Source organism: Cryomorphaceae bacterium 1068 (genome assembly GCA_027214385.1).
Classification (GTDB): Bacteria; Bacteroidota; Bacteroidia; order Flavobacteriales_D; family Cryomorphaceae; genus JAKVAV01.
Genome location: JAPVXR010000021.1, coordinates 13,815 through 40,791, shown reverse-complemented (window position 1 = coordinate 40,791; position 26,977 = coordinate 13,815). Strand labels below are relative to the sequence as shown.

Genomic DNA, 26,977 nt, shown 5'->3' with positions numbered 1-26,977 from the left:
TTCCACTCCCAACGGCTATTTCTTATCTTGTGGTGCCGACCAAAGCCGATTTAGGAAGAGTGGGATCTTTCCGAAAGGTTTTGGGGTGAATTGCCGCAGTTTGGCAGAATGGATGGGCAGGCATAAAAAAATGCTACTAGCTCTGGCTGTGCAGAGGTGATTCCATAAGCTGAATAACACGCACTCGCGTGTGTGTTATCCACGAAATACTGAGATAAAAGCGCACTAGTGTGTGTTATACAATTGTTGGGCATAATAAAATAAACTATGATAAAGGATATTTTTTTCTCATTCAGAGATAACCTTAGAGAAAAGACATCAAACCCATTTTTAGCCACATATTTCATCGTACTTATCCTCAGAAATTGGGCCTTAATATTCACCCTATTCAATTTTGACGACGACTGCACTCTTGACGAAAAAATACTAATCATTAAGGGTTATTATTTTTCGAAGAATATAATCCAAGAACTATTGATTAATGTGCTGTGGACTTTTGGAGCACTGATAGTCACATACCTTTTGCTAAATTTTTCAAGAATCATTGTAACACTCTCGGAGAAGAGAGTTAAGCCGTGGTTATACTCAAAACTTGACGTTAGCTCCATAGTCATGAAAGAAACGTATGAAATTGTCCGAAATCAGCGCGATGAACTTCAAGTTAGGCTGAACCAAGAACGAGAAGCTAAGTCTCTGCTTGAATCAGAAATCAAGGTGCTTGAGGAATCTAATCGTGAAATTCTCAGAGCCCAAGCCGAGACAATTAACGACACGACTGATAGTAAGCCATCTCCTAAAGCTCAAGAAACTCCTAAAACACGAATAAAGAATGATATCGAGATAATAATAGAGAAGCTAAGTGACAACAAAGCATTGCAAGCATTTAGAAATACAGCAACGGAAGTGAGAAAAGGCAATACCATTTCGAAAAACTCTAAGGAACTTAATTTATTCTTGGAATTGGGTCTATTGAGACATGTCACGCATGATCAATGGAAGGAAGGGTTTGCGACCTTCAGTTTAACTCCAGACGGGGATAAAGTATTGAACGAATTGAGGAAAATGTAAAAAATACTAAGCCCAACATCACCTATACTCAATCCCCTTCGGGACACTGAGCATAGCCTGAGCGTTATGTGCAAGCTGAATAGAACGAATCAAAAAAAAACTGAGATATAAAATGAAAAATATTTTGTTCATAATTCCATTTCTAATAGGATGTTCTAAACAAAAGGAACAAAACAAATTTGAAAAGTTAACCCAATATGAAGGCAGTTATGAATATGTTGGTAATTCATCCTTGGAGATAGTAGCATCCGAATTGGATACTACCTTGTATGCAATTATTGACAACGCCAAATATCCTTTGAAACAAATAGCTCAAGACAGTTTTGTAAATATTCAAAATGACCCTGTAGTTTTTCAAAGAGATATCGAAGACAAGATTTCAGGTTATAATGCTGGTGGGCAAAATTTTAAATTAATAACCACTGCATTCGACAAACCAGAAATGCTTCCACGTAGAGACCTTTTTCGAAAAGCTGAAAACTACACCTATCAAATTCCTGAAATGACTTCAGATGGAATAGAAACGGGAAACATTAATAACGTAATTGAAAATCCTGAAACCATTTTTGAGATGGTAAAAGAAACCATAAAAGGAAACTATCCTGATGTTCATAGCATTCTTGTTTATAAAGACGGAAAACTTGTCCTAGAAGAGTATTTCTATGGTTATGATAAAAACACAATGCATCAATTGCGCTCTGCTGGTAAATCTCTAAAAGGCATACTTCTTGGGATCGCAATTGACAAAGGCTACGTGAAAAGCGAAAATGATAAATTGATACCATATTTCAGTTCTAAGTACCCTGAGATTGCCAATATAGATGAGCGAAAAAAAAGAATCACTATTAAGGATTTTCTCATGTACCGTCATGGTATGGATTGCGAAAATAACAATCCAGAAAGTGCTGGAAATGAATCAGCAATGATGCAAAGTGAAGACTGGGTGAAGCATACTTTAGACTTACCTATGGTATCAGAGCCTGGCCAATTTTCGTCTTATTGCACAGGATGTTCACTTACAATAAATAGCCTAATTGAAGAAGCTACTGGGCAAAAGATAGAAGATTTTGCTCAAGAACATCTTTTTGAACCATTAGGAATTTCCAATTACAAGTGGACTTTTGAGCCCAATCCATCGAGTATAAACACTTTCAATCAACTATATGCAACGCCAAGAGATTTGTTAAAGTTGGCACTAGTTAATAAAGAAAAGGGGCAATGGCAAGGTAAGCAAATAGTATCAAAAGAATGGCTGGACAAAACTTTTACCACATATAAAGGAGATTATGGATATTTCTGGCAGCATAAATACTATCTGAGAGATGGTAAAGAATACAACTCGTTCTTAGCGACAGGTAATGGTGGTCAGAAAATACAAATATGGCCCCAATTGGATATGATTACCATATTTACGGGTGGGAATTATAACTCTTACGCTATTTATGGTAAAAGTACGCCTCCAAATGAGATGGTTCCCAAATATATACTTAAAACATTAGAATAAAGACTGCACGTAACAATGTATATAAAAAATAGGCGAAACAGTAGTGAAATCAAGGCTTGTAGCTCGTATCAAAACTCTTGCTTAATCGAAAGTTTAGTGCTTCGAAATCGCCTACTTTTCATATACTAAACGTCGCCCCCCCATCACCAACCCAAAAATCCACCCCCTCCACCTTTCCATCCACAGCCTCTTCACCTATTTCAATAACGGGTCCGTCCAAATCAAAAGGCTATGCCAAAAAATCTATAGCCTGTGCCCTTAAATCTATAGCCTGTCCCCTTGCATCAACAGCTTTTTTTCAAAAAGCTATAACATTGCCCCCTGCATCTCTTCCATTTTTTGGCTGGCCAATAAATGATTTTCAACTTTCTGCCGAAATTCTTAAACAGTACATTAACAGTTACTTACAGTTTATCGACATTTTTCAGATTTCGGTCTGATGGGCATGTAACTTTCTGACAGCCCGAATGGTATGCTTTAGTAGCGACCAAAAACACAACGACGTGTGAGGCGTTTTACTAAATTTCGAGATTATGAACTTTAAGGTTCGATCCGGCTTAAGTAGCCTGACTACAGCCCAGCTCTTGGACAAGACTGCGCTGATTATCCGAAACGTGGACGGAAACGCGAATTTCCCCACACCCGACCCTGCCATTGCCGACCTTACGGCACAGGCAGAGCTAACCGCCGAATGGCTTGAGAAGTCAGCCTTTGGCGATAAGAGAGCCATAGCGCGTCGCAGACGTGAAACGGCTGCCCTCCTGGAGCTGATGCGCAGGATGGCCACCTATGTAAACTTCACTGCCAATGGTGATGAAGATGTGATTTTGAGCTCGGGATTTGATGTACGCCGCAAGCCCGAACCATCGGGACCGCTCGCGCAGCCCATAGAATTTATGGCCAAGCGCAGCGAAAAAAGCGGCGAGGTAGTGCTGGACTGGAAAGCCATAGACCATGCCAAGGCTTACCAGGTAGAATACACCACTACAGATCCTGCCAGCCCCGAGGCTACATGGCAAGTGGCCACGGTGACCTCGAAAAGCAAAGCATCAGTAAACAACCTGACCCGTGGTACCGACTACTGGTTTAAGGTAAAAGCCATCAGCGGCACAAAGTCGAGCGCCTACAGCGATGTGGCCTTGATCATGGCTGCCTGACCTTTCTTCCCCCCCTCTAATTCGAATTCTATACATGTAAACAGGAGAAGAAACGATGCACTACCGACAAAGTTAAAATCCCAATGCAGAGGCGTTGGGATTTTTTTTGTTGAGAAGAATCGTTTCCCGAATTGCAGCGGTAGTTTACGCTTTCCGTTCGAGCGGATCTTCAGAGCGTTGTAGTTTGAGAAAAACCGATACCATGGTAAACAAGAAAACAACCGCATACAGCGGAGCAGGTTGTGAATACCTTATGAACGCTTAAATTTTACTTTAATATAATTTTTTTGACATAAGCGCTTTCTACACAATTGACTTTGACATAGAATACACCATTTCCTAATTTGCTTAAATCAAGGCTTGCGAATTTACCGTTGGTTACTTTTAGTAATACAAGTTCCCCAATACTGTTGTACAACGATATTTCTTTGATTGTCTCATTATTCGTTGTTTTAATGTTTAATTGATCATTTGCCGGAATGGGATAAAGGATCAAATTCTTGTCTGTGTGTTCCGCCGAGCTTGACAGACTTGTCACTAGGCCACTTCCTGAATATACCGCCAAACCTCCATAGTACATGCCTATCCATTTTGAACCATTCTCGTCAATGGCTATTGTCAGCACATTATTGACCGGTAACTCCGAGTTGTTTTCGTTTAAGACAAACCAATTTGTTCCATCAAATTTTGCAAAGCCTATGGTGTTGCCAAATCCATACGTTCCAATCCATTTCGAACCTTCATTATCAATGGCAATTGTAGTCGCATATCCACTACCTCCTTCACGAACGGTATCGTGCAATATCCAATCCTGACCATCAAAATATGACATATCTTGATAATATGATCCCGTCCAAACATGTTGATTACTATCTAAAGCGATTGCTGTAACATCATTTCCTGCCAAGCCCGAGTTGTCAGTGTTGTACAAAGTCCAATTTTGACCATCAAATTTGGATAAACCACTATCATTTGTTCCGCTTGAAGTGCCAATCCATAAAATTCCGTTGTCATCAATTTCGACTACTTCCACCGAGTTGGAAGGTAGGTCTGAATTGGATGTATTGTAAATCGTCCAGTTTGAATCATCAAACTCAGCTAAGCCACCTCCATTGGTTCCAATCCATTTATGGCCACTACTATCAATTGCGATTGAAGTAATCCAATTATTGGGTAAACCGGAGTTACTCTCATTATATACACTCCAATTTTGTCCATCGTATCTTGCTAACCCTCCTTGGAAGTAGCAACCAATCCATTTTATAGAATCGCTCTCTACTGCAACTGAGGTTATTTGATTAGTTACTAATGGAGAATTGTCTGTAGTGTAAATATTCCAGTTTACGTCATCGAATTCTGCCAAGCCTCCATTCGTAGCAATCCATTTATGACCGTTTCCGTCAAAGACAATTGATCGAATAAGGTCGTCCGGTAGATCTGAGTTACCCTCATTGTACAGAATCCAGTCTGAATTTTGCGCATTCGCAGATAAAAAAAGTAGTAGAGCTATAGCTAATGGTAATTTCTTCACTGATTTCTTTTTAAGTCTGTTTATCACTATCCGGTCCGCCGGGTCGTAGCCGAGGATAGGAAGCTATGCATGTTTATAAAATGTCAGCAGCTGGTTTTTTTAGTTCATCGTTATGAATTTCCAAAATTTCACCTTTTCCTACCGGCATAGTAGGTGACTCACAAAATTCAAACTCCATACCAACTTCCAGACATCCTTTATAGCTGACTTTGTCTACCATCCTAATTTGTGCTTTTATGGTTTCACCGGGAAACACTTTTTCGCGGTCTGAGAATATTTGCTCTCCTGATGTGTAATACTTACTAAATGGAAACTTTACCAATGGACGGTAACCGATGTTTGCAAAACCCCTTCTACCTCCATCCTCAGTTGACAAATACTTCAGATTTGCAATGAAGTCGGGTGTAATATCAATCTCTTCAATGAAAACTTTTCTTGTATCAATGGTTGATTTGAATGTGAGTTGGTAAAAGTTAGCCGCTCCTGCCACCTTTTCCATTTTCATATCATTGCGCTTATTGACAGTAGAAGATAATTCAGCATAGAATTCGCTTGTTGAGCTGTTTTCTGCAATGTATCGAGCCCACCTTGCGATAGACTCATCAAGATTCTCGGAGTAGATCAGATCAGGAAAGCTATTTTCCTTGTAATCGGCACTAAATTTGAACAGTTTTCTCATTTCTTCATCCCGTTGCCAACACTCATCTGATGATGCCTTAGCTGACCGTAGGAAGTTAGATATTTATACCGGGTTAGGCACAGTTATTTTTTTCAATTCTCTTTTCTACTGTTCGATCATTATTCGTTTCCCAAATACAGTATGCCGAAAGATCTTCATTCAGACCAACTTGAATGTGTCGATTTCCAATGTACCAAGTTGCTGACCTCTCAGCATCGAGCCACTCGCGCAGAAGAGGAAGTCCGATTTTGATAAGGAACGTCTTTATCCGCTGACTTTTTTCGATTTCGACTGCTTTTAAGTTCACTCTCCATTCTTGCAGTGGTTCCGAGTATGATGCCGAGATTACCCTCCAAAATTCCAATAGGTCTTTCGAATGTCCTTTCATGTATCGTGAGTTCCAACCCGGCACCAATAGCCCCATTCGATTTCCTTTTTCCTTATCGAAGGAGACTGACAAGTCATCGTATACTCCAATTCCGCTCAACGCTTCAGAGATCCGCTTGGCTCCGATTGAGTGAGTTAATCCTCTTATCGGCTTAGATTTATGACTTGTTTTAATCAATGTGTCTGTCTGATTATGCCCAACGCCATGGCTATGCGCAGGGTCCCGAAGGGTATGTTTTTATAGCGATTGTTGGCAACAGTGTTTTTTTATTATCCCCCTACCCGAGCGATAGTCACTCTGAGAATATCTTCTTTTTCTAATTTGAAATTTATTGAAAACCACGATCCATCACAAATGGACTTATTATGTGAGCTTTTTGCTTTTTCAATATCCAAGCAATAGGTTAAGGTCTCTCCGTCTATTTTATGAGGAATGCCAAGAATGGAAATTACTTGTTCCTTTTCAAGATCAGTAATCTCAAAAAATTCTTCTGTATGCATCATCTCATATCTGTAACTGCTTGTCGTATTCCATTTCTCTTGATCAAAAGAAGAAGCACCTTCTTCTCTCGGTGTTTGTCCTGAAAGTTTGATGACTGTCAATGCAATCAGTGTTATTGTAATGATCGTTTTCATTTTACATTGTTGCCTAACGCTCAGGCTAAGAAACGTGCGGTTTTAAAACCGAAAATCTTTTACCCGAGTACAGATTTGTGTTGAAGATAATGATCTTCACTTTAACGAGATGCCGCATGTATTCTTAGGTAATGCCGTGCAGCGTTATTCTTCCTTTTTCAAGATGTTGAGGAGTCCTCTTGGATCTTGGCGATTACCCGATACCTGAGAGATGTCGGGGTATTTGTGAAGGGACAAGCGTGTTAAATGGCGTGGCGTGCAGATGCCTAGTGCACTATCAACTTATTGGTGGCGCTGAATAGTTTGGTAGAAATATTCACTATGTATAGTCCCGCAATTAGTTTCGGACTGGATATGTTCATGGTGGATTCACCTTCAGGAAAGGCAACTGGCCTCCTGTCTACCAGCTGTCCTAGCGCAGAGTATATTTCCATTGTGCCAATTGACGCCTGCGGGGCATTTAATCGCACATTCACTTCGCCGCTCACACCGGGGTTAGGATACAGCGTCATTTCAATTTCTTTCCGCCCTCTATCCTCCGTATTTAAAACTATAGTGTTGTTGAGAAACACGCGAGCGCGATTACTATCCGTGCCAAAGAGCACCAGGTCTTCGTCGCCGTCATTGTCTATGTCGGAAGTACTGAATATCCCTGAGGAAACGAGTGGCAAACCAGAGTTTTCGACGGGTTCAAAACTTCCGTCGCCCTGATTTCGATAGAGGTAAGTGCGCAATTCGTAATCGGGCTGCCTACCTCTGAGCAAGAGGTCCGGGTAACCATCGAGATTATAATCGAAAAACTCAAAATACAGCTGATCCAGCTCTGCAAAAGTAGACTCGGCAAAGAGTGAAAACTGTCCTGTGCCGTCGTTTACGTAAGTTTGATTGAACGAAGTATAGTCGGACGAATAAACTCCAAAGAGTTGCAGATCAGAATCACCATCACCGTCAATGTCTTCAAAGGCAAAGGAGAGGGCCCAGGTGCCGGTGGTATACAGATCGGGCAATAGCACAAAATTGTCAAAACCTTCGTTGCGGTATATTTTTACCGACCGATTTGAAGCGAAGCCTCTGATCATTGCCATGTCCAAATCTCCGTCATTGTCAATATCTGAGAAATCGATACCCTCAGTGGTGAAGAAATCTCCCTCGATAGTGGTTTCAATGAGTTCGAAGTTTCCCGTACCATCATTCACGGCAAAATTTGTGCTGAACGAGTTGTTTTGATCTACTCCGGCAATGAAGAAGTCCAAATCCTGATCGCCATCGATATCTGCTAATTTGACCATACTATTGGTAAGCTCAGGAATACCGGTATCGGCCATCTCTGTAAAGTTTCCGTCGCCATCGTTTAATGCAATGACGGTACAGGTAAGCTCATCCCATTGGTAAGGGGTTCCTGTAGACACGATGTCTAAGTCGCCATCGGCATCAATATCTCCTACATCTACTCCTTCAAAAATCATGCAGACGGGTTGGGTTGTCATGTTTTGTTCAAAGATGCCATCACCGCGATTTTTAGAAATCTTGGCAAAGCCGGGTTCGTCGAATACAAGTGCATCATTATCCTCATCGCCATCAAAATCGGCAAAATGCGCATTGACTCCATAGTCGTCGTACAAATTGTGTGGGTGTCGAGGTTCAAAAGTCAGATCGCCTTGGTTCTCGTATAACCAAGTTCGGTAGATGTTATTTCCAAGAACTCCTGCAGTTAAAAGATCAAGGTCGCCGTCATTGTCAAAATCGAAGAAACGATTGCTCGAACTCTGGAGTATTGTTTTTAACCCATGCTCCACCTCTTCAAACTCGCCAAATCCATCGTTTAAGTAGATTCTGGAAGTTTCAATTGCAGGAATGAAGACATCCAAATCGCCATCCATATCGAGATCGACATATTGAAAGCCAATCTCGTATTCTACCGAAATAGAGGTCTCTTCGAATGACCCGGTACCATCATTGAGATAAACCGTCCAGTAGGCTTCTTCGGGAAAAGGCTGCGACATAAGTATGGTAATATCTGTGTCACCGTCATTGTCTAAATCGGCCGCATGAAAGTTTCCACTTGCTTCTTCAAAAAAGGGGACTCCGGGGTCAGGGGTAAACTCAGCACCATCATTGTAAAAGATTGATACTCTTGAACTATTGGCATTGTCATCAAAACCATACGCCAAAATATCATTGAACCCGTTTTGATCAAAATCCGCTACCGCTACTTTTATTATTTCACCTTCCGGGTAAATACTGTAGTTGACCGTTTCAAATACTCCGCTCCCATTGTTCAGGTAAATCATCTCCTCATCATCATTTTTTTGGGTGATGAAGATGTCCTTATAACCGTCAGCATTCAAGTCGGCAAGGATATACGGTCGCCCCTGACCTGTTTCGAGAGAGAATGATTGGTTCAATTCAAAGTTTGCGAGGCCATCGTTTAAGTACACTCGGAGGGTGTAATCGATGTTCAGCTGTGGCGACTCCGAAATCACGATATCGGCATCTCCATCATTGTCCACATCATCGACGAATAGTTGTGCCGTCCTAAAATCAGCAAAGGGGAGGTTGGGCAATTCAGAAAATACACCTTCGCCCTCATTTTTGTAGATGATGCACCTATTCTCATAAAGCGCATAAGCTTCGTAAATCCCGCCTAGTAGCACATCCGTTAGCCCATCGTTGTCAAAATCTGCCATAGCCATACTGCTGTTGTGCATACCTGCAAACATTGGCGGTTCTGAAAGTTCGGTAAAGACTTGTGCAAATGATTGAGTTGTAGCGAGGACGAGAAAAAATAAGCAATAGGTTTTCATACTGATAGGTTAAAGTTGGCTCACCTTTAACGTGATTATTAGAATTGTATTTTGCCTTCAATGGCCATACTACAAGTATCCGTCACTAAATGGAGCAAGAGAATATTGCCAATTTGTATGTCCGCAGCTCCGGCCCAAACTACTGCCCTTTTAGCCATTCAAGATTTCGTTTGTCCATCGCTTCCTGTGAAATGAGTCGACCATATTCTAAATCCTTCTCACTCATTTCAAGGATTTCTTTCTGTATGGCAGTGAGTTCTATAAGGTCAGAAGATGAATTACTTGACGCGACAAGCTTATCAAGCGCTTCTAAAAAACTTTGTTCTCAATTGCCGGTACCCTATCGATTAACTGACTACTTATTTTGTCGACTGCTGCCATGACCTTTGTTAATCCCTATAAGTATCCACTTTTATCTCGAGTTCTTCAAATGCTGCTAACGTTTAGCTATGAGCAGGAGCGTCCCTAAGGGCGCTATTGCTTATAGGTGTTGTTGGCAAGCGTTTTTAATTTTCAATTTCTAATTCCTTAAACATGCACTGAAACAAATTCAATGCTTCTAGTTTTTCTTTTAAGATTGACTTTGTTTTAATCTTCATGTGAATCATATCCGATTTTTCTTCGGCATCATAAGCAAATTGGAATTCCATTTTGAAGTTCTTTCCGTCAAATCGATAATTTACCCATTGATTCAATTCATCATTTGTTCCAATCAAATCGCGTTTAATACTCTCAATTTCGACTACATCCAAATCATATTTTGAAAACTCTGCGAGCATGGCAAGAATTCCTGTCAGTTTATGACTCCAAAACCAAAATCCGTATTCAATATTTTCTTTCATTTTAATGCTTGCCAACAATTGAATAACACACACTAGTGCGTGTTATTCAGCTTATGGGCGTATAAATTTTCGTGTCTACACATTCTTCCCCAAATTTAATGGATTTCTCGGTTGATGGAAATCGGGGAACCTGTATTGGGTGGCCCAAGCTGAGGAGCGGGTGGCTGGGGGTGGTTTATTGCCTTTACGTTAAAAACATCCTTCTTGAAAAACCTCCCAATCAATGCTTACGGGTGTCGGGTACGTTGCTATCGTCTGTTCTTTTACCTCTTCTGCCAGTTGGGCAAACGAAATCGCATAGATTTCTTCAAAAGCTGTAAAACCTGTCTTCCACAATTCTTCGAATTTCTGCAGTCCATGATTCGTGATCAGGTACTCCACTAGATGTGCCGATTGATGGTAGCTGATGATAGAAGGTTGCCCGTGAAAATCGCCCGTCAAGGAATCAATGGATAGCAATAGGTCTTCCTCCAAAAGGTAACGGTAGATCTCCCCGACGGTAAATCCGTTGCAGAAGTCCTCCGTAGTTGTGGCCAGTCCTTCATTTATCCAAATCAAGTCTTCATGCGGGTAGCCCCATGTGGTCATAGCAATCATGTGCAGCAATTCATGCGGAATGGGAGGCGAAAATTGGTCAGTAGCAACGATATGAATCTCTCGGGTCCAGGTATTGGTCCATCCCGATGCCGCCATGCCCACTTCTTCTTCCATCTCTTCTCGGCTATTCAAAAAGGTGATCTTAATCGGGTCGGTGTACTCGGACAATTCTATTCGCGCGCAGTTTTCTTTCAGGGCATCCATACATTCTTTTACAAAAATGTCGCGCTTGTCATAGGCATATCCCTCCGAAGGAAATGAAAAAGAAAGGTTATCGACCGTTTTTGTTAATCGCTTTTCCACTTCCCATCCGGCTTCTTGGGTTTCTTGCGCTGTACTTTCGTTTTCGGGAGTTTTATCGGCACAACCGGTTATAGAAAAAACAAGTGCCAGGAGTAGAATGGAGGTGGTGGCTTTAGTCATGTATGTATGGTTCTTGTGTGGCAAAGATGATTCATTGATCGGCTTCTCGACGTTAAAACAGGTTAATAATGACTAACTATTGCCAAAGGTTTGGATTGATGCGGTGGACGACGGGGAAGCCAAAGTAAACCGTTATTTCTTTTTACCAACTATGTCTTTTTACAATTATCGTTTCAGCGTCTGATGGAAAACCGACGTAGTAATAGACTCCTCCGCCTCTCTCCATGGAGAGCTCCTTTTCAATGGCTAAATTGTCAAGCCTCTCCAATGCAGCCGAAAATCTTTTTGAGTCGATTCCGATAGCGTTTTCTTTGTGACCTCTTTACTTTAAAATCGCTGGAAGTGTCTGGTAGAACTCTTTCCCAACATGTATTATGGAAACGGAGGTATAATCTCCAAAATGGTCAGGAAAAGAAGCGGTGTTGTATTTAAAATCAACTTCTTCAGGAAGTTCTATTCCAGCTACTTCTTGAAAGTCATGTCGGTAAAAATCTTCATCTGGATATATGGCAGTATAAATCAGATATCCCAATATGAGCATTGGGGTCAGCGCAATAATTCTAATTCGCTTATCGTAATCCCTTTTCTTGATAAACCGATAAATCATGTAGGATAGTCCTATCGGAATCCCTATAACCAAAACAAAGGCGACTAACACGAGTAGTAAGAATATTATCTCCAAGGCAACTTAGTCTCTCTTTTCGAATGAAGCACAACGCTCAGGCTATGACACGTGCGGACTTAAAAACCGAAAATCTTTCACGCGAGAACGAATTTAAGTTGAAGGTAATCATCTTCATATTAACGATATCCCGCATGTTTTCTTAGGTAATGTTGGGCAGCGTTTTTTCTTTTTAAAAGTCATCATATTCAAACTCTTCACTTTCCTTGTTCCAATGCCATCGGTCAAGAATCGGAATTGGAATATCCACGTCGTACTCGCCATTTTTAGCGAAATATGTAAACCTACTTGTTTGGTAAGTCTGGGGTAACGATTCATTTAGGTCTTTCAGATTCAGTTGGCTTAGTGAGGTCGGATAATCTCCATTCTCTTCTTTAAACTTTTCAATCTCGGATGTCAGTATTTTGCCGCTGATATTTCTTTGTTTTTTGTCCCAGTCGTCAATGGGTCTTTGAAATATCAGTCCGACGTAAAATCCAATTGCAAGTCCAATAAATCGAGTTAGCCATTTATTTATTGTTTGTTTTCTTAAAAGTCGATAAAGTCCTAATGGCAGAGTAACAAGCCCTGTCAATCCAATGAGGAATAGAACAATGCCAAGCGGCAATAGAAGTAAGGCGGCACCAATGAAAAATATTCCAATTGTGTAAAATGTCATTGTTAGTATGACTCCGAGAAAAATTGGAATTAATATTCGTTTCATTTTTTAATGCTGCCCAACGATTCGGGTATGAAACGTAGGCATTTTGGAGTGCTTAACTGTCCGCCCGAAACCAAGTTTGTTAAATGCCGAAAACTTGCGGAAACCACTGTCCGCCCTATGTGTTATACCCATCCTAAGTTCGTCTTTTCTATATTCATCTATTTAATTAACAGGACTGAACAGAGGAATAAGACCAATATAGGTTTAGCGTTTGTAGCGCGTCAACAATGATGGTCACCTCTGTTCTTCTACTGTTACGCTGATCAGTTCTGTAGGCCTCGGGAGCCTGTTTTTAGGATGCTAGCGAGCAAGTAGATCTGTCCCATTAACCTTATTTCTATGATTAAAGATAGACAATACATTGGCATCGATATCTCCAAAGATACCTTTGATGTTTCTTTTCGTGATGGCAATCATCATCAGTTCAATAATTGCCTTAAGGGCTTTAAGAACCTTCTCAATCAGCTCCCTGAGTTTGCGCATGTAGTGATGGAGCCTACGGGTCCCTATCACCTTAAACTCGCATTGTTTTTAGTCGAGCAAGCGGTACCCGTTTCGGTGGTGAACGCTCTCACAATAAAACGTTTCGCTCAGATGCGATTGAAGATTACCAAAACCGATAAGGCGGATGCGCAGATGATCCGTCAATACGCTAACCGGGATCACCCTGATGAATGGTTGCCACCAGAAGCTTTTATTATTGAAGCCAGGGCGCTAGAGCAACTGTCAGCACTACTGGTAAAGCAATCAACAGCTCTCAAAAATCAACAACATAGCATAAAAACAAGCAAAGAGAGTAAGGCTGCGCTCCAAGTAATTAAGCGACATCTGAATCAGATTAAACGTGATTTGAAGAAGCTTGACGAACAACTCGAAGAATTGGTGAAAGAACAATTGGGAGATCTCCTTTCCATTGTCACCTCAATCCCGGGTATTGGGAAAAAGACCGCTATTGCTCTTATTATTGCTACCAACGGTTTTGAAAACTTTCAATCGGCCAAGCAACTCAGTAGCTTCTTTGGTCTTGCACCAACGATCAGACATTCTGGCTCCTCCATAAGAGGAAAAAGCAGGATCTCTAAGTCTGGAAACAAAGAGGTGCGAAACCTACTTTTCTTATGTTCATTTACAGCTTACAAACACAATAAATCCTGCAAACAACTCTATGACCGATTGGTAGCTAAAGGGAAAAGCCCAAAACTAGCATTGATCGCCGTCGCTAACAAGCTTCTCAAGCAAGTGCTGGCAATCGCAAAAACCGGTATCCCATATGATCCAGACTTTAAATCAATCAATCCTGTAATGAATATTTAGAACGATTTTGGCTTGGATTTCAGCTCAGTTCTTTGTTGTATACCGTTTTTATTCTTTCAAAATTTTAAATGTTTTTTGTATACCATCTATACTTGTCATTAATATGTAAGTCCCTTGTGGAAATTTGGATAAATCAACCGTAGTTTGCTGAGAATTTATACTTGAAGAATAAAGTTGTTTGCCAACAATAGAAAATACTTGAAGTCTATCTTGTTCTGAAAAAGAAGTCTGATATGTCTTTATTGTTAATTCAGCATTTGTAGGGTTTGGATAAATGATCATCTCATTTTCAGCATTCAATTCTATCAAATCAGTTGACAATAAACCGCTATAACATTGATTGGAAAATGCGGTACTTAACTCGGTACTGACTGTTAAAATTGCTGTGGAATCTTTACAGATGCATCTGCCATCATTGAAATTATAAGTCATATAAGCTGCATCTGTTTCAAATGCTTTAAAGGTACATTGTTCAAATGTCAATGAATCACTGGTTAGCATTTGGGAATTATGATCCCAATTTGAAAACAAAGTTGTACCTCCACTCCAATGATTGTAACCTGCTTGTTGAATAAAATCACAAGGTTTGAAAAATAACAAATACAAAATACCAGAACTTCCAGCACCAGCTCCACCACCATAGTTTACGGCAATAGTTCCATCGCCTCTAAGGTCACCAATAAAAGAGATAGACCGAGAAAATCTTTCTTCAGAATTTAAAACTAAACCAAAGCCACCATCAGTATTATTAATTCGAGTGAATGTTTTTACAGTTTTATCTTGATTTAAATACAAAATGTATCCCCAACCTTCGTTTTGTTGGTTTGCTCCAGTCATTAAATCTGGAACACCATCACCATTTAAATCTCCTACTTTAGACAATGCATGACCAAAATTTGCACCATCTGAACCATTCGGGTTCGCGCCAGTTGTTAAAGTGTCTGTGAAGCCATTTAATCCTTCCGTAATTTTAAGTTTAGATACTACATTATAATTTGTACTGCTTAAAGATAGTATCCATATCGCTCCCTTTCCTCCATCAGACTTGAAAGCGCCTACTGCTAGTTCTTTTGTGCCATCACCATCTAAATCTCCTAACATTGCCGCTTCTCTTCCTCCAAATTCATCTCCAGCTAAAAGACCGCTTCCAAATCCGCCACTTTGAGGATTTATTAAGACCGTTTGATTAGGAATTACTTGAGAATTATTGTCAAAAAACAATATACTTATTGCACCAACATTATTTCCGCCAACATCTGAAGAAGGGTCACAAGCAACAAGGTCAATACGACCATCATTGTTCAAATCTCCAATAGCAGATAAACCAAAAGCAGTAACAGTAGAGTTTTTAACATAGTCTTTTACCGTTCCATTACTATTTAAATGTATAATATAAAAAGCACTATTTGAAGAAGAAGGTGCTGAGACTGCAATGTCTGGAATATTATCTCCGTCATAATCTCCTATGCCTGCTACTCCATAACCGAAGAAATTATTAGCAAGAAGAGTGTCTGTAAAACCACCCTGTGTTGCAGAAATCTTTTGATTACTTTGAACAGTACCATCATTATTCATAAAGAGAATGTAAACTGCTCCTGCGTCAGTTGCTCCATCGTCATCAGAACGTGCTCCAACAACTAGATCTATTATCCCATCACCATTAATATCTCCAGCTTGATCATGGTCACGACTAAATCTATCTCCAGGATCTAAAGTTGCATTGAATCCGCCAGAGCCTTCTTCTATTTTAACGAATCCATCTGGTCCCGATTGAGTAGTAACTTGTGCATTCGTAAAAGTTGCCGTAAGAAGTAATGTGATAATGGTTATTAGTTTATAGTACCTCATTATTTAATAGTTTTTTAATTTAGACGTCAGTTTTTTAAAATTCCTTCAGTCGAGTTGCTTTTTTTTTGAGTAATACTATTTGGACTATTAATTTATCTACAGGTTTAATTGACAGCAGTTTTTTTTAATGGCATACAACGGTTAGTATATGGCGCGTTTTAATGCGCTATATACAGTGTTGTACACTGTTTTTATCTTTTTGCTACAACCAATACTTGATTGTCAATTTTATCTTCATAAATGTACTTTTCTCTATGGTTCCAAGACTCATTGTCAAGATTTAGGTTAGATCCTGATATCTCACCATTTTTAAAAAACAAGGCTTGTCCATTTATGACTATTTTCTTTCCGCTATTGTCTTTTAAGGTTATTGGATAAAACCCCATTCTTCTCTCCTCAGCGTCCTTGGATTTTTCCCTAATTTCTTTTGAAATTCCGTAATCGCTTGGTTCAATTTTCTCAATTTCGTCTATGAAGATGAGTCTTTTGAAGTGGTCAACATAGTAACCAATTGGAGGTTGCTTTGAAACTCTAACAGTTGCGAAATCTAAAGTTTCTCCATTAGTTAAAGTCACTTTAGCTGGCGCAAGCATGTTCATACTCCAATCAGAAGTAAGTCCGATTATGTCTAATTCAGATTTTAGCCTTTCTGTTAGAACTAAATCCTTTTTTAAAAACGCTCGAAGTGTTTCTATTTGTCCATATGCGAACCTTTGGAACATTTCACCTTCCTTGTAAAATGAAGATTTGCAAATTGAGCATTGATAAGTCTGAATGTTGCCAATTTTTTCTGACTCTGCAATTCTTGAATCAAATTTGGACTCTAAGTAATCGGCTCCAAATCCCACGGTGTTCTTCTCGTGGCAAACAGGGCAACCAATTTTCTTCTTTTTCTTGAATAGGTTAAACATTCAGTTCTAATAGTGTACAACGGTTTGCATATGGCTTGTGGCGGTTTCGAAGCACTTTCCTGTCCACGAAAACCAAAGCTGGCAACGGAGCCAAAACCTTTCGGGAAGCCGTTCACCCGTCATAAGCTATATGCGTTGTTAGGCACAGTTTTTTTATTTCCAACCTGGTCCAACTTTCTCGTTTGGTTTAGGTTTGACAATTGTCATATGATTTAGTGCCATTGGATCTTCTCCTTTATTGATTCTCTTATGCATGTCTAACAAAGTTGTTAATGCGTAATCAATCCACCAATTTTTTTCTTCATTCTGAACTTTAACTTTGGCAAGTGCTTTTTGAGCTGCTTCCCAAAAGAACTTTCTGTTCTCAGGAGTAAATGTTCGTAAATCGAAATTGAACATAATGTTTTCTCCATTCCGTATGAAACCACCGAATCCATTATAGATGTCACCTTCGTCTTCTCGATAGATAAATTCTTTTAAGTAGTCGTAGAATAATTCTGCACCATCTAAATCTTTCAATTCCTCGCAAATCAATTCTAGCATATTTTTCATCCCTGTCCACCTTCTTGCGAACCCTCTACCATCTTCCAATGTCCAAAATGCCGATGCCATTATTTTTTCTAATTGTGCCTAACATTGGAATAAAGTTAATAAAAGCCTTTCCCAAAAAAATCTACGGATTTCCACAAACTTCTGAAACTCCCGTTCAGAGCGGATCTATCCGTTTGTAAACGTTTATAAACGGATATAAACGTCTACTCTACGGATACTTCTTCTCTCCTCCCACATCTTTGCCCTGTCGATCGACGTTCACCGCTCTCGGTACAGCGCAAATCCCAAGAGCACTCTTTTTTAACACAGGCTGAAAGCAACAAACGGCCACTAAAATGTAGAAGACATGTACACACTCGTAAACAAAGTTCAACTCATCGGACGCCTCGGAAACGACCCCGAAATCAAAGAAACCAAAAACGGTAAAAAATTGGCTCGCCTCTCACTCGCCACAGACGAGAGCTACCGCGACGCCAAAGGAGAGAAAGTAGAAAATACCCAATGGCATCGACTCGTAGCCTGGGAGCGCAACGCCGACCTTGCAGAAAAATTCCTCAAAAAAGGACAGCAAATAGCCATTGAAGGCAGACTTATCACCGGATCATACGAAGACAAAGAGGGTAACCGTCACCACACTGTAGACATCAACGTGAACGATTTTATGATGCTAGGCAGCAAAAACCGTGACTAAGAATAGCTCGTAGCTCGTAGCTCGTAGCTCGTAGCTCGTAGCTAAAGTAAAAAACCCACCTCAACACTTAATACTTAATACAAATCTAAAAGTTGAAGAAATGAAAAACATGGTAAACAGAGTTCAACTCATCGGTCGCCTCGGAATGGATCCCGAAATGCGCAAATTCGATAACGGAACAACAATGGCTCGCATGAGCCTCGCCACTGACGCAGGTCACAAAGACGCTAAAGGCAATTACGTCAAAGATACCCACTGGCACACCCTCGTAGCCTGGGGGAAAGTAGCCGAGCTCACTGAGAAATTCCTGAGCAAAGGAAACGAAGTGGCCATCACAGGTAAACTGGTCAATCGCTCCTACGAAGACAAAGACGGCAAGAAACGGTATACCACGGAAGTTCAACTCGTGGAGTTTATCAAGACCGAAAAGAAATCGGCTTAACCGACCCATCGCCAAGCAAAAAGCCCGCTGTTGAAAAACCGTGGGCTTTTTCATTACAAACCATTTCAATTCCCTCTTCAATTAAGTACGTTTACTTCCAATCGAAGATCCTGTGATTTGAAAAACCTGTTTTACATTGCCCTTGCCATGGTAATGGCTTTAAGCTCCTGTAGCGAATCCCCCACTGCTTCAGCTCCTGAGTCCAACTACAGCCTTATTCCAGAGCCCCAAAATCTAATTCCTTCGGAAGGTACGCTCCACCTAAGAGAAAACTTTTCAATCAACGCACCCATTGAATTGGAATCGGCTCAACGCTTGCTGACTACTTTTCTCGAAGACCATGTTGGGCTTATCGAATCAGAGGGTTCTGCTACCTTCAGGATTCACCTCAGTTTAGACACCACTCGCTCCTACCAAAACGAAGGGTACCTTTTGGTAATAAACCAAGATGGAGTAGCACTCACCTCAAATACCGCAGAAGGAGTCCATCGTGGCTTGGCCACGCTCATGCAACTGATCTTACTCAACACAATAGACGATGAACCCTTCTTACCTTACGTCACAATCGACGATTGGGCGGGGTTCGCCCACCGCGGGTTATTACTCGATTGCTCCCGACACTTCTTCCAAGTGGGGGTCATCAAGAAGTATATTGATCTATTGGCTTTTTACAAAATGAATACCCTCCACTGGCACCTCACCGAAGACCAAGGCTGGAGGATTGCCATCGAAAAATACCCCAAGCTCATAGAGGTTGGCGCCTACCGCACAGAACCCGACGGAAGCACATACGGTGGCTATTATTCCAAAGAAGAAATCAAAGAGATAGTCGCATACGCTTCAGCACGGCATATTGAAGTCATTCCCGAAATTGAACTGCCCGGACATTCCCAAGCGGCTATTGCAGCCTATCCGCATCTATCGTGCAAAGGAGATCAGGTAGCAGTGGCAAACGATTGGGGTGTTTTTAAGGAAATCTACTGTGCAGGAAACGATAGCGTTTTCGTCTTTTTAGAAGATGTCTTGACTGAGGTAATGGAGCTTTTCCCCTCCCAATACATCCACATCGGTGGCGACGAAGCACCCAAGGTGAGATGGGCAGAATGCAACAAGTGCCGGCGAAGGCTTAAAGATGAAGGCCTGGCAGATGAAGCGGAATTGCAGAGTTACTTCATCCGCCGCGTCCAACGCTTTCTGCAGGAGAACGGCAAGCAGATCATCGGCTGGGATGAGATTCTGGAAGGTGGATTGGCAGAAGGTGCCATCGTACAATCCTGGCGTGGGATGGAAGGAGGAGTAGAGGCGGTAAGGCACGGCAATCAGGCTATCATGTCCCCCACTTCTCACGCTTACTTCGATTATGCTTTAGATGCCATAGACCTGGAGAAGGTATATAGCTTCAATCCCATTCCACAAGGCCTCACCTCGAGCGAACAAGAACTGATCATCGGCGGAGAGTGCAATATGTGGACCGAGCGGGTGCCGGATGAAAAAACGCTCGACAGCCGAGTATTCCCGAGATTACTGGCCATGGCCGAAGTTCTTTGGTCAGATTCCACAAAAAGAGACTTTTCCGAATTTACCGAACGGGTGCAATCTCATTACCCCATTTTAGAAATGTATCACGTGCAATACGGAAAAGAATCCGTTGCCATGAGCCACGAAATGGAACTTGACATAGGCGTGGCTTACCTTAGGCTGATTCCCTATTCCGAGGCTATTACACTGAAATACCGTTATGACTGTCCCAATTGTGAGGCGACTGAAACCGAATACTCTAGCCTCATTCCCATTCAAAAGTCAGGCACCATTGGCATACAGCCCTACAAGAATGATCAGCCTTACGGCGACTCAATCTTTGTTCCCGTTTCGCAACACAAGGCGGTAAATGCTGAAGTGACTTACCACTCGGAATTCAGCAAATGGTATACCGCAGGCGGCGAAAATGGATTGGTGGACAGCAAATTGGGCACCCTCAATTTCCGTGACGGCAGCTGGCAAGGTTTCTGGGGAAAGGACTTGGAATGCACCGTTCGCTTATATGCTCCTACAGAAGTCTCATCCGTCACAGCTCACTTTTATCAGTACAACAATTCATGGATTTTCATACCCACCGAAATGTCCGTTGATGTTTCCGCTGATGGCAAAAACTGGATTTCATGGGGGACCATAAAAAGCGGTAATGATCCAAAGAAGCGGGGTAAATACATTCTACCCTTATCCGTCACTGTAGAAACCGTTGAACCGGTTACCTTTATACGGCTTACCGCCAAAAACCTGGGCGTTGTTCCCGATTGGCATGAAGCTGCAGGATCAGACGCGTGGATATTTATTGATGAAATTATCGCCGAATGACTTTAGAAGTTTGCATAGATTCTTATAAGGGCGCTGAATTGGCGAGGCGCTTTGGAGCGAAACGAGTCGAACTTTGCTCGGCCCTTTCGGTTGGCGGGTTGACTCCGAGTATCGGACTAGTTGCCGAATGTGCCGAAGTAGCTGAAGTGCATGCCATGCTGAGGCATCGCGAAGGCGATTTTGTGTACTCGCCCCGAGAGATCGAAATCATGCTCGACGATATCGATTTTCTGGCAAATGCAGGAGCTAGCGGAGTCGTCTTTGGTTGTTTGACTGAAAACAAGGCCATTGACCTCAATGCAAATGCAGAGTTAATCAAAGAAGCGAAGATCCTTGGGCTAGAAACAACTTTTCACCGAGCATTCGATTTTTCAAAAAACCCGAAGGAATCTCTGAACAAGCTGATTGATTTGGGCTTTGACCGATTGCTTACTTCGGGACAAAAGCCAAGAGCTATCGATGGGATTGACTTGATAAGTGATTTGGTGGCCTGGGCAAATGGTCGAATGGAGATTATGGCAGGAAGCGGCGTGAATGCCACAAATGCATTGATGCTGGCAAATGTTGGTGTGGATGCTTTGCACTTCACATCACACATCAGCCAAGAGACAAAAGACTCCTTTGGTATGGGACTCAAAACCATCTCTGATACCAATAAAATTAAATCTATTGCAAAGCTTTTTTGATGAGATTATTAATTCTTGTATTTCTTCTGGTATCGATTAGCGCATGTAAACTCAGTACCAAAGAACTCATTCGCTCGGAGCGCACCCTTCACGAGAATTGGGAATTCAGCCAAGAAGGAGATTCTGCCTTTCGGTTGGCAAATGTGCCCGGTCAGGTTCACCTCGACTTGCTTGCTAACGACATCATCGAAGATCCATTTTGGCAAGACAATGAGTTGAAACAGCGATGGATTGAAGAAGAGAACTGGATCTACAAAACTGAGTTTAGCGTATCATCTAAAACACTAAAAAACGAAAACATAGAACTCGTCTTTGAAGGACTAGATACCGATGCCGAGGTTTTCCTGAATGGAGAGACAATACTCAAGGCTGACAATATGTTCCGCACATGGCGGGTAAATGCCAAGTCTTATCTCAAAAAAGGTATGAACGAATTGCGGATCGTCTTTGAATCGCCCGTCAACCACAATCGAGAACTCGTATCAGACTATCGCCATCAACTTCCTTCAGGAAATGAATCCGATGACATTCCTGTAAAAGTAGCCGCCTTTTCCCGAAAAGCCGCGTACCACTTTGGTTGGGATTGGGGGCCTCGCTTTGTTACATCGGGTATTTGGAAAGACATAAAACTGGTGACTTGGAACAAAGTCAGAATCAAGAATGCCTTCACAAGAGCACTATCGGCAAATCGAGAAGTAGCACATATGCGCACAGTAATTGAATTAGAAGCTTCCGTTGCTGGCATCTACGAGATTTTATTAAAACAAAAAACGAAGATCGTCAACCTGAAAGTAGGTACAAATACCATTGTCCATGACTTTGATATTCATCGGCCGAAACTCTGGTGGACGAATGGACATGGCCAACCGAATCTCTACTCACAGAAAATAAAGCTGCGAATTGATAAGACTGTTTTGGATTCAACTACCGATACATACGGCGTCCGAAAAATTGAGTTGATCGATAAACCTGATAGCATTGGGACCTCATTCTATTTTAAACTGAACGGCAAACCCATTTTTATGAAGGGAGCAAACTACATTCCTCAGGATGTTTTTCTGTCGCGCGTGACTCCCGAAAAATACCAAGCCCTCATAGCTGCCGCCAAAGAAGCCAATATGAATATGCTTCGCGTTTGGGGCGGCGGAATTTACGAGCAAGACCTTTTTTATGATCTATGCGATCAAAATGGAATCTTGGTATGGCAAGATTTTATGTTTGCGGGCAGTCTCTATCCCGATGATGATGGCTTTAAGGAGAATGTCGCTAAGGAAGTTGTGGATAATATCGTGCGGCTTCGCTCCCACCCATGTATCGCATTGTGGTGTGGCAATAATGAGATTGAAGTGGCTTGGGAGAACTGGGGTTGGCAAGAGCAATACGGCTATTCCGAACAAGATTCCATTGAGATTTGGAACAACTACGTTTCCATTTTTCAAAAACTCATTCCCGAATTGGTAGCCGAATACCATCCCAGTGCATCTTACACGAGCACCTCACCACTCAGCAATTGGGGAACAGCAGAAAACTTCAACCACAGCTCCATGCACTACTGGGGTGTATGGCACGGTCGTGAACCGTTTGAGGAATTCGAAAATAACGTAGGCCGATTCATGGTTGAATATGGATTTCAGTCCTATCCGGAAATGTCGACGTTAAAAACCGTGATGGCTGATTCGAGCTTGAGACTCGACTCACCCCTAATGAGCCATCGCCAAAAAAGCTACATCGGCAATGGGTTGATTACAGAACACATTGAGCAATACTATGATCCGCCACAGAGCTTTGAAGAATTCGTGGATCTCAGTCAGAAAACCCAAGCCTTGGGTTTGGAAATGGCCATCGAAGCACACATGAATAAACGACCGCACTGCATGGGCACACTGTTTTGGCAACTCAATGATTGCTGGCCCGGACCGAGTTGGAGTGTGATTGATTACTACGGGAATAGGAAAACAAGCTACTCTGCAGTCAAAAGTGCTTTTTCCGAAACGAAGTGATGCCCTTTAAGCCCAATATCTATCTTTTAAGAATTTAAATGCAAGAAATCTAATCAACGACGGTTAATTGAATTGTTCGGGTAGGAATACTTCCTGAACCTTCATATACCTCGATTTCAATGACATCTCCTGTATCTATATAATCTGTGATACTCAGCTTGATATCGGAATAGCCTGAGCTCGTCGTAAACGTTTGTATTTCAGTAGATTCATTGTAAGACCCTACATCCCAACCTTGATATCCTGTTCCAAGTGTAATAAACCAGCATCCATTACAGTTTGCATCTCCACCTTTGAGAATCAACTTTAGTTCTGCGCAGTTCAATTCAAATTCAACAGCAAGACTGTAATAATCATCTCGTTTCACGTCGAAAGAATTTCCACTAAGAAGGTTTACACCGTTCATCCCATTTTCGGGATACTCGTAAGGATGGTCCTCTTCTGATGGAGTAAAAGCACTATTCGCCAAAAAATCAGAGATATAGTTTCCAAAAAAAGGCACATCAATATTCATATCGTTGTCGCTATACCACGCCTCGAGATTTTCTTTGATAGCAGCGGTATCGAGAAGCGTAGCATGAGCAATTAAGTCAGCTCCGATTGACTGATTATCCAGAACTCCATCCTCTCTTATGTCAGAAAGAATATCAGCCATCAATAGCGAAAAGTCAGCTTCCGAGCGGTGCCCTTGCAAAATGGACGAAACAGCAATTAGAATAGCATCACCCTCTTCACTGTTTGCAATATTGAGGTTTTCGGAACTAGGTAGTCCATCGGGAAGCTGTATCTCAAAAATACTCAGAACTTCTTCCTGCGCTTGTGCTTTAGCAACTGCATAAGCAGAACCTTGATCGAGCAAGTACTCTACCCTGCCCTTCTCTAGATGCGTCAATACGTTCACATTTGCGCTTGATACGTCGTTCATATTGACAATGCTGTTAAGGGTAATCTGCGACTCGGAATTCGTTCCACACACTTCGTTGAAATAGAATCCATCTACCCTGATATTACCAAAGTCACTTTCCAGTGATAAATTATCCAATTGAAAATATCCCGTATTATCCAAGATCTGAGTGACGAAGGTTCTCCCTGTCAAGCCTAGCGAAGCATTCAATTCAGAATATGTTACTGATGAACCATTAAGAAATGGACCCTTCTGGGCGAGCCCATCCAGATTTCCATCGAATGAACACGGAGTACAATCACCTCCGCAATCAATACCTGTTTCATTTCCATTTTGTTTACCGTCGTTGCAGGTAGCATCATCGTCTTTTGAGCACGATAACAATAAGAGTGCAATGAACCCGATAGTAGGGATTTTTCTGAGCATAGTGAGTAGTTTTAGTAGAGTGCCTTTTCGAAGAATTATCTTCAAAAACATTCATTCTAAATATAAGCCTTTTAATCTTAGCTTCTAGATACCCTTCTAGTATAAAGCTGACATTATTCGATTCTCAAATTTTGGGGGCTGATACCCTGTACGGCATATACCTACCTCCATCTAAATCCCTACTTTTGCACCTTCCAAAAAATCAAGCCAAACTGTGAAATACCGCAAGCTTAACCTTAACGAACTTGAAGACTTACGAGAAGATTTCGTACACTTCCTCGCTGCCAATTCCGTTACTGCCGATGACTGGGTTATGATCAAACAAGCCGATCCAACTCTTGCCGGCGAAATGATCGAAGTATTTTCAGACATCGTTTGGGAAAAGATTCTTGCTAAGATCCAATACGTTAGAATGATCAGCAAGAAGATGATTCGAGTCATGCATTTCGGTGAGAAGAAAGCGGAAATGATTCAACTTACGATCGATCATCCGGAGTTTAGTTTTTCCAATCCAGATCAGATCAGAAGCATTGCCGAAGGCACAGCCGACTTGAAATCTTTCGATCCTGAAATGATCAAGGGCTCAAAAACATATTCCGATTCGCGAGAGCTCGAAGTGTTCTTGGCATTAGAGCAAGGCGGGCAGCCTACCGACGAAGTATTTTGGCGAAGTTTGAAATCGATGGTCCCTGAGGTCGAGTCTTAATTGATAATTCTCGATTGCCTATTGAAGTGAAAACTGAATCTCTATCTTCGGCACATGGGACTTTTGATCACCTTTTTTCTCTTATCTATCATCATTTCATTTCTCTGCTCTATCTGGGAGGCGGTATTACTGAGCATTACACCTTCATTTGTGAGGCGAAGCAAAACCGAAAATCCCTCAGTAGGTGAGTTAATTTCTGAACTGAAGGAGGACATTGACAAACCATTATCAGCCATCCTCACGCTCAATACGATTGCGCACACTGTTGGTGCCATCGGTGTAGGTGCCCAAGCAGGTGAGCTTTATGGCGACAACAGCTTTAGCGTTTTCGGATTTGGTTTGAGCTATGAGTCCATCATCGCTTCGATCATGACCCTCGCCATTCTCTTGCTTTCTGAAATTATTCCCAAAACCCTCGGTGCCAACAATTGGCGCTCACTGGCAGGCTTTACAGCAAAATCAGTGAATGCTCTTATCTACATTCTATCACCCTTTGTTTGGCTAAGTAAGCTCATCACAAAGTCGCTGAATAAAGGCGGGAAGAAGAGCGTGTTTAGCCGAGGAGATTTTGAAGCCATGGCCGATGCTGTAGAGGAAAGCGGAGAAATCGAGCAAACAGATCATATCTTGATTAAGAATGTGCTGGCCTTTGACGAGTTAACCGTGGAGGATGTAATGACCCCACGAACCGTAATGGTCATGGCCAATGAATCGGATAAGCTTTCTGATTTTTACAAAACAACTGGTTTTAAAACCTTTTCACGCTTTCCTGTATACGTCGAAAACCGCGACCACATTTCAGGAATGGTCTTGAAAGACGATCTGCTTACTGAGTTGGTTGAAAATAACGGTGAGAAATCGATCAATGATATCAAACGTGAAATCGTGGTCCTGCCTGACAGCCTGACTTTACGAGCGGCGTTTCACTCATTGAACAAAAAGCGAGGCCACATGGCTGTAGTGGTAGATGAACATGGAAGCCTCAGAGGATTGATCACACTTGAGGATATTTTCGAGACACTCTTCGGAATGGAGTTTACCGATGAATCGGACTCCGTTGAAGACCTCAGGAAATATGCCAGAAACAGGTGGGAAAAAAGGGCTAAAGATCTCGGTCTTATCGAATAAA

24 protein-coding genes are annotated in these 26,977 nt (G+C 41.6%); 11 read left to right on the top strand and 13 right to left on the bottom strand.

Annotation, left to right across the window (positions count from 1 at the left end):
* The first annotated feature begins 267 nt into the window (after positions 1–267).
* The 3 genes from O3Q51_17775 (at position 268) to O3Q51_17765 (ending at position 3,729) form a co-directional block, all read left to right on the top strand.
* Positions 268–1,068, top strand: a complete 801-nt coding sequence (locus tag O3Q51_17775) for a hypothetical protein (protein MCZ4410670.1) — start codon at positions 268–270, stop codon at positions 1,066–1,068.
* A gap of 112 nt (positions 1,069–1,180) precedes the next feature.
* Positions 1,181–2,572, top strand: coding sequence for a serine hydrolase (locus O3Q51_17770; protein MCZ4410669.1), 1,392 nt, complete (start codon positions 1,181–1,183; stop codon positions 2,570–2,572).
* 533 nt (positions 2,573–3,105) lie between these two features.
* Positions 3,106–3,729 (top strand): fibronectin type III domain-containing protein, encoded by a 624-nt coding sequence (locus tag O3Q51_17765; GenBank protein ID MCZ4410668.1) that lies wholly within the window; start codon positions 3,106–3,108, stop codon positions 3,727–3,729.
* A 268-nt stretch (positions 3,730–3,997) separates the two neighbouring features.
* Here O3Q51_17765 and O3Q51_17760 read toward each other — a convergent pair whose 3' ends face one another.
* The 9 genes from O3Q51_17760 to O3Q51_17720 all read right to left on the bottom strand — a co-directional run bounded on the left by O3Q51_17760 (position 3,998) and on the right by O3Q51_17720 (position 13,013).
* Positions 3,998–5,260, bottom strand: a complete 1,263-nt coding sequence (locus O3Q51_17760; protein ID MCZ4410667.1) for a T9SS type A sorting domain-containing protein — start codon at positions 5,258–5,260, stop codon at positions 3,998–4,000.
* 73 nt (positions 5,261–5,333) lie between these two features.
* Complete coding sequence (locus O3Q51_17755) at positions 5,334–5,939, bottom strand: hypothetical protein (protein ID MCZ4410666.1); 606 nt, start codon at positions 5,937–5,939, stop codon at positions 5,334–5,336.
* A 73-nt stretch (positions 5,940–6,012) separates the two neighbouring features.
* The gene (locus O3Q51_17750; GenBank protein ID MCZ4410665.1) at positions 6,013–6,504 is read right to left on the bottom strand and encodes a hypothetical protein; all 492 of its coding nucleotides are present in this window, start codon (positions 6,502–6,504) and stop codon (positions 6,013–6,015) included.
* Positions 6,505–6,596: 92 nt separating this feature from the next.
* The gene (locus tag O3Q51_17745; GenBank protein MCZ4410664.1) at positions 6,597–6,962 is read right to left on the bottom strand and encodes a hypothetical protein; all 366 of its coding nucleotides are present in this window, start codon (positions 6,960–6,962) and stop codon (positions 6,597–6,599) included.
* Positions 6,963–7,228: 266 nt separating this feature from the next.
* Complete coding sequence (locus tag O3Q51_17740) at positions 7,229–9,766, bottom strand: T9SS type A sorting domain-containing protein (protein ID MCZ4410663.1); 2,538 nt, start codon at positions 9,764–9,766, stop codon at positions 7,229–7,231.
* Between the two features lie 506 nt (positions 9,767–10,272).
* Entirely contained in the window at positions 10,273–10,608 is a 336-nt protein-coding gene (locus tag O3Q51_17735) for a hypothetical protein (GenBank protein ID MCZ4410662.1), read from the bottom strand.
* A gap of 189 nt (positions 10,609–10,797) precedes the next feature.
* Positions 10,798–11,628 carry a peptidase MA family metallohydrolase gene (locus O3Q51_17730; protein ID MCZ4410661.1) on the bottom strand — a complete coding sequence of 277 codons (831 nt, stop codon included), beginning with the start codon at positions 11,626–11,628 and terminating at the stop codon, positions 10,798–10,800.
* Positions 11,629–11,950: 322 nt separating this feature from the next.
* On the bottom strand, positions 11,951–12,310 hold the full coding sequence (locus O3Q51_17725) for a hypothetical protein (protein MCZ4410660.1): 360 nt from the start codon (positions 12,308–12,310) through the stop codon (positions 11,951–11,953).
* A gap of 172 nt (positions 12,311–12,482) precedes the next feature.
* The gene (locus O3Q51_17720) at positions 12,483–13,013 is read right to left on the bottom strand and encodes a sulfite exporter TauE/SafE family protein (GenBank protein ID MCZ4410659.1); all 531 of its coding nucleotides are present in this window, start codon (positions 13,011–13,013) and stop codon (positions 12,483–12,485) included.
* Between the two features lie 339 nt (positions 13,014–13,352).
* Here O3Q51_17720 and O3Q51_17715 point away from each other — a divergent pair, with 339 nt between their 5' ends.
* Positions 13,353–14,327, top strand: a complete 975-nt coding sequence (locus O3Q51_17715; GenBank protein ID MCZ4410658.1) for an IS110 family transposase — start codon at positions 13,353–13,355, stop codon at positions 14,325–14,327.
* 48 nt (positions 14,328–14,375) lie between these two features.
* Here O3Q51_17715 and O3Q51_17710 read toward each other — a convergent pair whose 3' ends face one another.
* From O3Q51_17710 to O3Q51_17700, 3 genes are all read right to left on the bottom strand, one after another.
* Positions 14,376–16,175: an FG-GAP-like repeat-containing protein gene (locus O3Q51_17710; protein MCZ4410657.1), complete on the bottom strand. Its 1,800-nt coding sequence runs from the start codon at positions 16,173–16,175 to the stop codon at positions 14,376–14,378.
* 191 nt (positions 16,176–16,366) lie between these two features.
* A complete protein-coding gene (locus O3Q51_17705; GenBank protein ID MCZ4410656.1) occupies positions 16,367–17,086 on the bottom strand; it encodes a hypothetical protein in 720 nt (239 codons plus the stop codon).
* Positions 17,087–17,239: 153 nt separating this feature from the next.
* Complete coding sequence (locus tag O3Q51_17700; protein MCZ4410655.1) at positions 17,240–17,698, bottom strand: hypothetical protein; 459 nt, start codon at positions 17,696–17,698, stop codon at positions 17,240–17,242.
* 286 nt (positions 17,699–17,984) lie between these two features.
* Here O3Q51_17700 and ssb (O3Q51_17695) point away from each other — a divergent pair, with 286 nt between their 5' ends.
* The 5 genes from ssb (O3Q51_17695) (at position 17,985) to O3Q51_17675 (ending at position 23,812) form a co-directional block, all read left to right on the top strand.
* Entirely contained in the window at positions 17,985–18,329 is a 345-nt protein-coding gene (gene ssb / locus O3Q51_17695) for a single-stranded DNA-binding protein (protein MCZ4410654.1), read from the top strand.
* Positions 18,330–18,429: 100 nt separating this feature from the next.
* Positions 18,430–18,771: a single-stranded DNA-binding protein gene (gene ssb / locus O3Q51_17690; GenBank protein ID MCZ4410653.1), complete on the top strand. Its 342-nt coding sequence runs from the start codon at positions 18,430–18,432 to the stop codon at positions 18,769–18,771.
* A gap of 117 nt (positions 18,772–18,888) precedes the next feature.
* A complete protein-coding gene (locus O3Q51_17685) occupies positions 18,889–21,126 on the top strand; it encodes a beta-N-acetylhexosaminidase (protein MCZ4410652.1) in 2,238 nt (745 codons plus the stop codon).
* Positions 21,123–21,812, top strand: coding sequence for a copper homeostasis protein CutC (locus O3Q51_17680; GenBank protein ID MCZ4410651.1), 690 nt, complete (start codon positions 21,123–21,125; stop codon positions 21,810–21,812). Before O3Q51_17685 ends, O3Q51_17680 begins: the two co-directional genes overlap by 4 nt.
* Positions 21,812–23,812, top strand: coding sequence for a glycoside hydrolase family 2 protein (locus O3Q51_17675; protein ID MCZ4410650.1), 2,001 nt, complete (start codon positions 21,812–21,814; stop codon positions 23,810–23,812). Before O3Q51_17680 ends, O3Q51_17675 begins: the two co-directional genes overlap by 1 nt.
* A 49-nt stretch (positions 23,813–23,861) precedes the next feature.
* Here O3Q51_17675 and O3Q51_17670 read toward each other — a convergent pair whose 3' ends face one another.
* Positions 23,862–25,142, bottom strand: coding sequence for a hypothetical protein (locus tag O3Q51_17670; protein ID MCZ4410649.1), 1,281 nt, complete (start codon positions 25,140–25,142; stop codon positions 23,862–23,864).
* 214 nt (positions 25,143–25,356) lie between these two features.
* On the opposite strand from O3Q51_17670, the gene O3Q51_17665 reads away from it, so the two are divergent.
* Together O3Q51_17665 and O3Q51_17660 are read left to right on the top strand one after the other, a co-directional pair.
* A complete protein-coding gene (locus O3Q51_17665) occupies positions 25,357–25,848 on the top strand; it encodes a DUF6495 family protein (GenBank protein ID MCZ4410648.1) in 492 nt (163 codons plus the stop codon).
* Between the two features lie 54 nt (positions 25,849–25,902).
* The gene (locus O3Q51_17660) at positions 25,903–26,976 is read left to right on the top strand and encodes a hemolysin family protein (protein MCZ4410647.1); all 1,074 of its coding nucleotides are present in this window, start codon (positions 25,903–25,905) and stop codon (positions 26,974–26,976) included.
* Position 26,977 lies beyond the last annotated feature (1 nt).